The sequence below is a fragment of the Methylophaga sp. UBA4204 genome (genome assembly GCF_002379485.1).
Taxonomy (GTDB): Bacteria; Pseudomonadota; Gammaproteobacteria; order Nitrosococcales; family Methylophagaceae; genus Methylophaga.
Genome location: NZ_DFTU01000062.1, coordinates 800 through 12142, shown reverse-complemented (window position 1 = coordinate 12142; position 11343 = coordinate 800). Strand labels below are relative to the sequence as shown.

The 11343-nt window shown below is 43.9% G+C and carries 12 protein-coding genes and 1 pseudogene; 5 read left to right on the top strand and 8 right to left on the bottom strand.

The window, feature by feature from the left end; genetic code table 11:
• The 3 genes and pseudogenes from B3182_RS09015 to B3182_RS09005 all read left to right on the top strand — a co-directional run.
• Positions 1-356, top strand: a pseudogene (locus B3182_RS09015) (metallophosphoesterase); the annotation flags it as partial.
• A gap of 228 nt (positions 357-584) precedes the next feature.
• Positions 585-1649, top strand: coding sequence for a phosphate ABC transporter substrate-binding protein PstS (gene pstS, locus B3182_RS09010; RefSeq protein ID WP_292358292.1), 1065 nt, complete (start codon positions 585-587; stop codon positions 1647-1649).
• 246 nt (positions 1650-1895) lie between these two features.
• Positions 1896-3881, top strand: coding sequence for a site-specific recombinase (locus B3182_RS09005; protein WP_292358293.1), 1986 nt, complete (start codon positions 1896-1898; stop codon positions 3879-3881).
• A 489-nt stretch (positions 3882-4370) separates the two neighbouring features.
• Here B3182_RS09005 and B3182_RS09000 read toward each other — a convergent pair whose 3' ends face one another.
• On the bottom strand, positions 4371-4688 hold the full coding sequence (locus B3182_RS09000; protein WP_292358295.1) for a winged helix-turn-helix transcriptional regulator: 318 nt from the start codon (positions 4686-4688) through the stop codon (positions 4371-4373).
• 134 nt (positions 4689-4822) lie between these two features.
• Between B3182_RS09000 and B3182_RS08995 the strand changes: the two genes are divergently transcribed.
• On the top strand, positions 4823-5590 hold the full coding sequence (locus B3182_RS08995; protein WP_292741817.1) for an SDR family NAD(P)-dependent oxidoreductase: 768 nt from the start codon (positions 4823-4825) through the stop codon (positions 5588-5590).
• Positions 5591-5715: 125 nt separating this feature from the next.
• Positions 5716-6036: a YdhR family protein gene (locus B3182_RS08990; protein ID WP_292358298.1), complete on the top strand. Its 321-nt coding sequence runs from the start codon at positions 5716-5718 to the stop codon at positions 6034-6036.
• Positions 6037-6136: 100 nt separating this feature from the next.
• Here the strand turns inward: B3182_RS08990 and B3182_RS08985 are convergent, their stop codons facing one another.
• The 7 genes from B3182_RS08985 to B3182_RS08955 form a co-directional block, all read right to left on the bottom strand.
• Entirely contained in the window at positions 6137-7144 is a 1008-nt protein-coding gene (locus tag B3182_RS08985) for a YihY/virulence factor BrkB family protein (protein WP_292752457.1), read from the bottom strand.
• A 189-nt stretch (positions 7145-7333) separates the two neighbouring features.
• Entirely contained in the window at positions 7334-8281 is a 948-nt protein-coding gene (mdh, locus tag B3182_RS08980; protein ID WP_292411499.1) for a malate dehydrogenase, read from the bottom strand.
• Between the two features lie 117 nt (positions 8282-8398).
• On the bottom strand, positions 8399-8737 hold the full coding sequence (locus B3182_RS08975; protein ID WP_292358304.1) for a hypothetical protein: 339 nt from the start codon (positions 8735-8737) through the stop codon (positions 8399-8401).
• Between the two features lie 132 nt (positions 8738-8869).
• Positions 8870-9454, bottom strand: coding sequence for a DJ-1/PfpI family protein (locus B3182_RS08970; protein ID WP_292358306.1), 585 nt, complete (start codon positions 9452-9454; stop codon positions 8870-8872).
• 7 nt (positions 9455-9461) lie between these two features.
• Positions 9462-10049 (bottom strand): peroxiredoxin, encoded by a 588-nt coding sequence (locus tag B3182_RS08965; protein WP_292358308.1) that lies wholly within the window; start codon positions 10047-10049, stop codon positions 9462-9464.
• A gap of 177 nt (positions 10050-10226) precedes the next feature.
• The gene (locus B3182_RS08960; RefSeq protein ID WP_292358310.1) at positions 10227-10580 is read right to left on the bottom strand and encodes a hypothetical protein; all 354 of its coding nucleotides are present in this window, start codon (positions 10578-10580) and stop codon (positions 10227-10229) included.
• A gap of 190 nt (positions 10581-10770) precedes the next feature.
• On the bottom strand, positions 10771-11274 hold the full coding sequence (locus B3182_RS08955) for a hypothetical protein (RefSeq protein WP_292358311.1): 504 nt from the start codon (positions 11272-11274) through the stop codon (positions 10771-10773).
• Positions 11275-11343: the final 69 nt, after the last annotated feature.

Here is an 11343-nt window from a genome sequence, read left to right as displayed (position 1 = left end):
CCGGGAATACACTAGGGGCTTATTACAATGATCCAACCGACACATATCAACAAAACAATCGCAACAGCAAAGCCAACTTCTGGATAGAGTTGAATTCAGAAAACTCACGTTGGGATCCGGCGAATTACGCTGCCAATGGCGATCCTCATGGACGACAGATGATCCAACCCAGCCTTTTCAGCCCAATGAGCTTAATAGATAAGACACTTCCAGCCTTACCATTTGTTTCCAGTAACCAACTCACCACGTTCTCGATTCTGGATACAGGCACCGGCACGGTGAAAAGCTATGTTTTCGATACCGCGGATCCAGCATCGGAAGTTCAGTTATTTGATGAATTTTCAATAGGCAATTAGCTTAGGCATTCCCCAAACACCCTCGTACCTCAATACATCTTTCTGACTCATAACGATAAGCAAATCGTGGATTTGCTATGTATTTGAGCGCATCAGGATATATCAGCGCTCTAAAATATATGGATTTACATATATATGTAATAATACATATGTATCTTCCCAGTACATGCTAAACGTTAGCTGAACCAGATAAACAGCATGAACCTATTGATGTTAAAGGGAAATACAATGAATCGTTTGATTACATCCATTATCTATTTTGCAGTTACGCTAGTGTCATTAAGCCTTACCGCCTGTGACTCCAACAATGATCCCGCTGAAATATCAGAGATTAATGACAACCGTTCTGAAATAATCATTGCAGGCTCGACCTTCGCCTCCCCATTATTTGAAAAAGTGTTGCAGACCTATGAGCAGGGCACAAAGTTTAGCTACCATTCGATAGGCAGTGGTGCAGGTATTGAGCAGTTTATAACGGGTGATGCAGATATCGGGACAACCGATGCGCCAATTAATGAAAAGGAAGCAGCTCGCTTAAATGAGAATTTTGAAGAAATCGTCGTCACCTCCGGCATGATCAGTATTGCTTATAACGTAGAGGGTCTGACTGACACACTCAAACTTCCAAGAAATGTGTATACAGATATCTTTCTTGGTGAAATCACCCGCTGGAATGATCCACGAATACTTGAAGTAAACCCTGATATCAATTTACCTGACAGTGCTATACAGGTCATTGCACGCTCCGATAGCAGTGGTACAACCTTTGCGTTTACCAATCATCTGTCGACGGTTAGCCCAGCCTGGAAAACAACATTTGGAGCAACAAAAAAACTGGACTGGCCCGGAAAAACAATGGAAGCAAAAGGTAACGAAGGAGTCTCCCAACGCCTGGCAATTACCAATAATAGCATCGGCTACGTTGAATTCGGCTTTGCTCAGCGCCTTGGCTTAAAAGTCGCAAGTCTGGAAAACAAAAGCGGAAAATTTGTTCTGCCCAATAACGAGACGGGCGACATAGGACTCGTCGATGAATTTTATTCAGAAGCAGAGCAAGTCGTTTCATCCATTGCTGATCCTGAGGGAGAATCGGCCTACCCAATCGTCGCATATACCTGGGCATTAATACGGAAAAAATATGAAACCCCTGGCATCGGCAGTGATGTAAGAGATTTTATAAAATGGACGCTGAATGAAGGCCAATCATTAGCAGCTCCATTGCATTACCTTCCTTTATCGAAAGAGATTATTCAGGCAGAACAGGAAAAGTTGGGGCTGTATACTATCGAGTGAACCAAAGAGTCAGAAGCAAATATCAATTTTCTCTGGCTCTTTGGAGCTTTCGTCCAGCACATTAGCGCTGGCTTATGCCAGCTCGACCAATAACACTTTGTCCCCTCTCTTATCTCCCGATATGAATTTTTCTTCATATGAACAGAACAGTTAAATCATGCTGGTTTTGTTAAGCTGTAATGACTTAATCCCCTCTTTCAACGAGTAACGATTTTAATGGCAAGCAATTTCAACGCTGAACGTCTCATGCATGACCTAAAACAAGAGGCTCCACTGTTAGATGCTTTGATCGACATCATCGAACAGCTAAGAGAGACCGATCCAGAAAACGCATCAAAGCGACTGGATGACATTATGGAGATGATCGAAGCGAATCCAGAACTGAGAGCAGAATTTGGTCAGCAGTTTCATAGCTGGCTAATTGAATTAAACCTGTATCCGGCTTTGGTGAGTTTAGGAATTTTTGCCCGGCGGGGTGTATTTAATGAGTTCATGACCCGTCTTTATGACAAAGTTAATCCGCCCCCCATTGATCGCGAAAGCTCAAGAGGGGTGTTGACTCTCCTGTTTCACCGTCAATCAGATAAAAAATGGCTAGACACTATTACCAACGATCAATGGCTGCGTCTGTATCAAATCCTTGTTGATCACACGACACCTGAGACATTGAATACCGCCGTCAAACATTTTCGCCAACAATGTCTTTATGCAGTTGAAATGCTGGGTATCTGGGTTGCAGCCGAAGAACTTGAACCTGAATTGATTCGGATGGATCGGCGATTGATCGATATTGACTCTGCCTTTATTGGTCTGCAACGTGAACTGCGCCTGTTTACACAAACGGAATTCGACCGTATTCAGGAACCTGAACTTCCGGCCTATGATCCCGAACATATTTGGGTAATGCTGGATCAATGTCGCGAACAGGTCTCACGCTTGAGACGGAAAGGCGCCGGGGCAGCAGGCTCCTCAGTCTCGGTGGCACATTTGCTAGAACGTCTTGAACAGACGCTGGGGCGTATTGAACAAATTATGTCCATTTTAACCACCACAGAAACAATAGAAGTAGAACGTAAAAGTCTGGCGCTCTGGCAATCATTGATTGTTTCGGCCATTGACAAGAACAGTCTCTACGCCTTGATGCGCAACAGTCTTGCCATGCTCTCCCGTAGTATTACTGAAAACAAAAGTGATCATGGCGAACATTACATCAGCCGTGGTAAAAGCTCCTTTTATGCGCTTTTCCGATCAGCGGCCGGTGCGGGTTTTATTATTGCGTTAATGGCTTTGTTAAAAATCAGTATCGTGAACATGGGCTTCAGTCCATTAAAAGAAACAGTACTCACCAGCCTGAACTATGGTCTCGGGTTTGTCCTTATCCATCTTTTACATTTCACCATTGCCACCAAACAACCTGCAATGACAGCAGCCAGTTTTGCCAGTGAAGTAGAACAAGGTGAAAACGGACGTGCTGCTCATCGCAAATTAGCCAGCTTATTAATTGATGTTAATCGGTCTCAGTGGGCAGCCGTTTGGGGCAATCTTTCAACAGCCATTTTGCTGGCGGCAGTGATTGCATTCAGTTTCTTTATGTTCACCGATAGTCCTTTACTAGATGCCTCGACTGTCAGTTACCAGCTGCATGCGATTGCCCCCTTCGAGGGTCTCGCCCTGTTTTATGCTGCAATTGCAGGTGTGTGGTTGTTTTGCTCAGGGATTATTGCCGGATATTTTGATAATCGAGCGGATTATCTCGAGTTAGAAATGCGCCTTCAGCAACATCGATTATTACAATGGTTAAAAGAAGAACGCCGGGATAAATTCGCAAAGTATATGCACGAAAATTACGGCTCGCTAGCTGGTAATTTCTTTTTTGGGGTATTGCTGGGGACGACTGGCTATATAGGCTATTTGCTGGACTTGCCACTGGATATACGTCATGTGGCTTTTTCATCTGCCAATTTAGGCTACAGCGCTTTGAGCACCCAGATGGGCTTAGTGGAATTTTTAATCCATTTGTTTTACGTATTATTGATAGGTTTTGTTAATCTCTGGGTCAGCTTTTCACTCGCCTTGATGGTCGCATTACGTTCCCGCGGCACACAAATAAGTCGTTTTCCAGTCTTGCTAAGCAGCCTATGGGAACAGATTAAGGAAAAACCGCTGCGTTTATTTTTTCCGGTCACCACGGTTCAACAAGCATTAAAAGAAGATAAGAAAAATAAGTCCTGAACTCTTTGCAAATTCAAATCTGCTGTACCTTAAATTCATCGAGATAAACGTTCTCATCGGCTGTATCTTTCAGATAAGCTTACGGCTACCCCGAACGCGAAAGCCTCAAGTAGAAAGTCTAACTGACCCAACGCCTGGCAATTACCATCAATAGTTTCGGCTAAGTTGAATTCAACTTTACTCAGCGCCTTGGCTTAAAGGTCACAAGTCTGGAAAAGAAAAAGCGGAGAATAGGCCTACCAATCGTCGCATATACCTGGGCATTAATACGGAAAAAGTATCAAATACCCAGCATCGTCACTGAAATAAGAGATTTTATAAAATGGACGCTGAATGAAGACCAATCATTAGCAGCACCATTGCATTACCTTCCTTTATCGCCAGAAATTATTCGGGCAGAACAGGATAAATTGCGGCTGTATGCTTTTACTCCATTATCTTTTTGGCTTTGCACGCTTTAATTATCTTCCGTTCACTTGCATTGCCTTGTTATATGTCACATTCAATTTCGCTTTGGAGTTTTTCAAGCTCATCAAGAATACGCAGAAATTTGGTGCCGAACTCAGTGACTTTATATTCAACCCGTGGTGGCGTCTCGTTGTAGTTTACACGTTCCAAAATACCAAATTCCGCATTCTTTCTCAGGCATTCATTGAGCACTTTGGTGGTTAAGCCTTCAACGTTACGAACCATTGCACCAGGCCGGTTGATGCCATTTGTCAGAAGTTGATAAACCGTCAGAGACCACTTGCAACCGTAAATGGTCTCAACCATACGGGCACTTTTCTCGGGGGCTGATTTCCTCAAAAATATTTTTCCCTTTGCTTTCATCAAGATGTACCAAAAAGTACCTACCGCACCAATTTGTGCCTAATTTTCAATAGTCTACGAATTTCATAACCTATGTCCACACCTTAATATTTACCTGTGGAGGTAATCAGATGGAAAACATGACCAGCCCTTTGGCTTTGATCGTAGGCGGTTCCAGCGGAATGGGTTTAGCGACGGCAAAGCAGTTGCTCAAACGCGGCACTCATACGCTAATTATTGGCAGCTCATCCTCGAAATTGGAAGCGGCCAAGAATGATCTCTTTGGACTGGGACACATTCAAACCCTTCAGGCAAACCTGTATGAAGCCAGCGACGTACAACGCGTTATTGATTTTGTGGCAAATCATGACCGACATATTCAATATTTTGTAAATGCGGCGGGCAAGTTCAAACCAACATCCTTCCTAGAACATGAGGGCAAGGATTACGACGCTTACATGGACTTGAACCGTGCGACATTCTTCATCTCTCAAGCTGTCGCCAAAAACATGGCCGTAAATGGTGGAGGTTCTATTGTGCATGTTAGTTCAATGTGGGCAAAACAAGCCATCAAAGCCACACCGTCATCGGCATATTCCATGGCTAAAGCCGGTTTACATGCGTTAACGCAGCATATGGCGATGGAACTGGCCGATAAGAATATCCGTGTCAATGCCGTTTCACCAGCGGTTGTGAAGACTCCCATTTACGAATCCTTCATTGAACCGAGTGAAATCGATGAAACGCTTGCGACATTCGATAGCTTTCATCCGATTGGAAGGATCGGTACTGCCGAAGATGTTGCCAGGACGATTAACTTCCTGCTTAGCAGTGATGCAAGCTGGGTAACCGGTGCCATTTGGGATGTGGATGGTGGTGTAATCGCTGGCCGAAACTAAACCCGATAATTAGATCGAACTGAAAAATGAGCGAAAAATGTGGGTTAGGCGTAATAATTAAAATACATTCTAAGCTGATTTTGAGTTATTACGCTAACCCAAAATAGTTAAACAAGGAGCCTACTATGACCCAACCAAGCCGCGTTTTTCTCTATGCCGAGCTTCAATTATCCGCGCCTTTCACCAAAGACCTGTGGACGGAGATCAATCAAGTTATGCATACCGTACCGGGTATGCGAAGCAAAACCTGGTTAAGCGGTATCAACAACCATTCCGTCGGCGGTTTCTACGAATTCGATTCTGTTGAGAGCGCCCGAGCCTATGCCGAAGGCATGTTGGCCGATTTTGCCAAGACTGCAAACACCAGTCTGAGCGTCAAACTGTTTGATGGGGATGTGGTGGCTGAGGCGAGCAAAGATATGAACTCACCTTTCTTCATTAACTGACAGATACGTTGGCCTAACGAAAACCTGGGGCCGGAGTAATAATTCAAATCCTGTCTGAGATGATGGTGAGTTCTTACTCGGCTCCAAATATCAATATCGTTTATTGCTGCTTCTCTTCTGATGGTTCAGCTCCGACCGTGTCAGCTACATATGCACCGCGTTTGCCCATTGGCTTGTCTTCCCCGACCGTTGAGTCAACTTCTGTTTGATGTTCCATCTCGGCATTTATTTCGGCCCCCAGCAGCACGACAAAGGCACTGATATAAAACCAGAAGATCAGAACGATCACACTGCCAATCGCACCGTAGGTTTCATTGTAATTAGAAAAATTTTGCACATAGGCCGTGAAACCGAAAGAAGCCAAAAGCCAAAGTAAAGTCGCAATGACCGCACCAACACTGACCCAACGCCACTTCGGATCTTTTCTATTGGGGGCGAAACGGTAAACGCACTCAAGTACCAGAATGAATAACATCGCCAGAATTGGCCAACGCAATGTTCTTAAAAGGGATTCTAACGTTTCGCCCAAGGGGATCACGCCAAGTACGATGGGCACCAAAATGGCGAGCAACGCTAACATCACCACACTGAAAATACCCACAACCGTAAATAAAAGCGACACCACCAGTAGGCTCCAAAAAGGGCGCTTTTCCTGTTCTTTATAAATAATATTGCAAGCCTTAATGACCGCCATAGCGCCCTTGCGCGCCACCCATAGCCAGACCAACAGAGATAAGACCAGCGTTACATTAAAGGCCGCTCCACCGGTATTCGTAAGCTCGGTAAGCTGATCGGTAAAGATACTGAATGCTTGTTCGGGTAAAAGCTGCCGAAACGGCTCCACTTGAGAAATGATATTTTCTGGAGATGCAAAAAGCCCAAAAAGCGAAACCCCTACATTCAGTGCCGGGAAGATAGACAACATCATAAATAACGCCACACCGGCTGCCAGCAATGAAATATCGTGGCGATTCACATTGGTGATGACTCGCCGACCGATATCCCACCATCCTCGCCCGGAGATTTCAGGCGGCTTGCTGGCTTGCCGCCCACGATTATTGTCAGACGATGTTTGTGCTGAATGCGGCGTGACGTCATCTTTTGGCATAGAGCCCCTTACGTTGCTGGCGGCGGTTAAAACCTATAATCAGAGTGATAATTCAAAGATAAAAATTTATTCATTCTTAAGCTGGTAGTGATTTTTGACACTGCATCTTTTAATCAAGTTTGCAGATAATTTGATTTTCGCTCTGTTAATACTTCTGACACTCTCTCTTGTATTCCCCACTTTTATGAATTAGTTATAACCTAACAAAGCAACAACATCTTTCACGGAGTTCATTGAATATTCGAGTTTGGCTTTTTCATCAAAATCCAAATTGAGTTCAATGATTTTTTCTACGCCCTTACACCCTAAAATAGCGGGCAGACCGATAAATAAATCTGTGTAACCATATTCACCTTGGGTATAAACAACGCTGGGAATAAGCCGTTTTTGATCTTTCAATATCGACTCTACGGTCTGGGCTGTAGCAGCTGCAGCTGCGTAATAACTGCTATAACCCAGCAGATTTACGATCTCTCCCCCACCATGCGCTGTTCGATGAATAATTTCTTCCAGACGTTTTTCGCTGATCAAATCCAGAATAGGAATACCGGAAATAGTAGTATGGGTAGGCAACGGCACCATCGCATCACCATGACCGCCAATTACCAGACCATTTACATCTTTAACGCTAACACCCAACTCCATCGCAATAAACGCTTTATAACGAGTGGTATCGAGAGCTCCCGCCTGACCAATAATGCGTTCATTGGGAAAGCCTGTGACTTCTTTTACTACATGACACATCGCTTCAATAGGGTTGGTGACAACAATCACAATGCTATCCGGCGCATAGCGTTTAATATTCTCTGACGCCTGCTCCATTACCACCTGATTGATTTTTATTAACTCATCGCGCCCCGGATACTTACCGGTTTCAGGATCTTTACGCCGTGGCACACCGGCAGAAACCACCACAATATTGGCATCAGCAATGATTTCAGGATCATTACTTCCGGTAATCTTCGCATCAAAACCCGCTGCCGGTCCGGACTGCATTAAATCCAGTGCTTTGCCCTTGGCAATTTGCTCATAAATATCAAATAATGCGAGATCACCTAATTCTTTCTGAGCTAACCAGTGAGCCGTAGTGGCACCAACATTGCCAGCACCATAGAGAGCAATTTTGTTTTGCATCATGCTTCCTTACTTTGTCGGGTTTCGGTTTTTATTTAGTCCTATTTTTGATTAAAATTTTAATCGACTAAAATTATCCAGCTTGCTGGCACCTTAGCTTGTTAAATCACCAAGCAACCCTCATCGACTATAACTATTAGGTAAGCTTACGGCTACCCCGAAAGCATATGCCTCAAACGGAAAAGACGCACCTGGCTCCAGCCACACCGAACCACCTTTCTCCACAACTTCATGTAATAAATTCAGTACCCGGGCGTTAGCCAGACACAGTGATTGAAAAGCCGAGTTGGAACGTGCAGGCAGTAAGTTCGAGTGAAGAGGCTCCAGCGAGGCTGGGCATAGCCATTCATCGGGATATTCGGGATCCTTAAACGGGCGCCCCACCTGGATGGTAACCTCACGCAAAGGTTCGTTTGGCAGCTGTACGAATACTTTATCTATCGCTATTGGATCATTCATGAATATGCTCATAACAGTCTGGTAAAGAGGCCTGTTTTCTCATAATAATTAATAACCGAAGTTTGGTCTCAGATGATTGTGAGTTTTTACTCTACCCAAATAACATAGAGCCCGTCGCAGTAGACGCAGGTTTTATGCGTTCTTTGTCCATACAAAATCCATCTGTCTTGCTGTCTTTTCAGCTAGGTCATTGCTGTGCAACTTGCTGACCAAATGGAGACTCATATCGATTCCTGCTGATATACCGCCTGACGTGATGATTGACCCCTCATCTACCCAGCGAACATTCTCGACAACCTTCAACCGAGGAAACAACTTCCTTAGATCAGCAACATCCTCCCAGTGCGTTGTCACCTTATGCTCGTTAAGTATTTCAGCCTGTGCCAGTAGAAATACGCCAGTACAAACCGAAGCAACCATGGATGCTTTACGTGATTGTTTAGAAATCCAATCAATGACGTGATGTTTTTTCATTTCATCCGTATGACCCCCGCCTGAAACAACTAGAACGTCAATCTCCGGATGATTTTGAAATCCATAGCTCGGTAAAACTGAATACCCTGCCCTGGCAGAAACCATATTCCCGGTTTCACTTACCAGGAAAACATTAAAAGGAGTATCGCCATTACATAGGCGTGAAGCCGTCGAGAAAACTTCGAATGGTCCCGAAAAATCCAGTACCTCGGCGTTGTCGTATATGTAAATGCCTATATTCACACGAGAATTACTCCGACTCTGGCTGGCCTTTGATTTCTTCTGCGTTTACTCTTAGCCAATTAATTACTTGTTCCGCATTCTCATTAGGTGGAAATACAGGGTAAAAAAATTTTTCTATCCTCCCAGCTTTGATAATAAGAGTAAGACGTTTGATCAATACCATTCCATCTATTTGAAACGTCGGTAAAGCTAAAGCACTAGAGAATTTTAATGATTCATCGCTCAGTAATAGAAATGGGAGATGTAAACGCTCAGCTACTTCCTGTTGATAGCTTGATGATTGTGTGCTTAATCCAAAGACTGAAGCTCCCAACATATCAAGTTCGTGATGATGATCTTTAAAAGCACAAGATTGAGGTGTACAACCTCTTGCCCCAGGATTTTGATCCCAACCATCAGGTAAGTCACGGTCAGGCCTGCCGGTCATGGGATAGCAATAAACAACTACATAGCCGTTTTGCTCAGCTAAATTGACCATCATTCCATTGGTAGCCACTAATTCAATTGATGGCACTGTCATTCCGAAAAGATGATTACAGCCACCATCATCAGTTGGTGTAGGTAAATTCTTTGGCAACTCTGTAAGCGTTGTCACTTTTGTTCCTTAAAATTCAACTGAGCTGAATTAACTAGAAGTAGCAGTTTAAAACTCTTGTGCCTTCAATCGACAATGATAAAGAGACTGATTGAAATCAAGTTTGCTGGCCCCTTGATAGTTCATCGTGAGTCGGTTGAATATGTCAGATCAGAGTATTAATCCAAAGATAAAAATCTAATTAATACTTGTGTAATCGCAAAAACTATCGAAAACAGCAACCTCTCCAATTGTGCATATTGCCGTGATTGTTTCTTCTTTTTTCCATAAAAATTTACAATTTGCCTTTCCCGTGCCGGCACAAACCTGCATTTCTGGGCGACCCTCACAGCGTAAGTCACCTTCGATACAAGTATCGGCATCTTGGGCATGAAAGGGCTCCCAGCCAGCCTCTAACATTTTCAATCGAACGCTTGAATAAGGCTCATTTTCATCGAAATTCGGTAGACCAGAAGGTTGAGCACAAGCCAATAGATTAGCCGTAAGAAAGGCAATTATCATGGCAGATAGATAAAACACTGTTTTTCTCATAATAAGACCTAGGAATCTTTAGGTTCAGAGTAAAGTTTAAAGGATAAAAACTCTAATTCACGTTTGGAATGTTAGAAAATCAAGTTGGCTGACCCCTTGATAACCTACGCCGCCAACACAGGCCGAGCGATAGCGAGGTCCAGCCCATGCGCTTTTTGCATGGGCGATTGTGCTTGGCTTTGTTAGGCATTTAAGTTTGATCAAACCTGTAGTATAGAATTCCACTATCGGGAAAGTAGATTAATTGGAACCACTCATCAATATTCCGGTTAGCTCCCCAACACTTTATAGCACCCTTCTGTGAAGGCAAGAATGGTTCTGCCATTCTCGGGACTACACACTGCCCTATGGGGGCTACGTCGCCAGTCAGAGTTGATAGATCTAACTCTGAAACACGAAAAACGGCCTCAGAATAATAGTCCCCGTGCATATCTGGATAAGACGAACTCTTGGCAAGGACTTCGTACCCATCGTCGAGTCTCAATCCCGCATTATTTTGGAGCTCGTCCTTGTAAAATGAATCCATTGGCCAAATGGCGGTAACAACAACGAACAGAAAGCCTACCAATAATAAAGCCGAAACATACTTTCCAAATGGAACCTTTTTCCAAATTAAAAAAAGGATTCCACTAAAAATTGCTAAGGGAAGGATTAAAACAACTAACCCAAGGCCTATGTAAGGTATAAGTTCCATGCGTATGCCTAATGTCGCCATAAACCGCGCGAGCTTGCGAGCGTCGGGCGACCGAAGGGAGCGAATTTG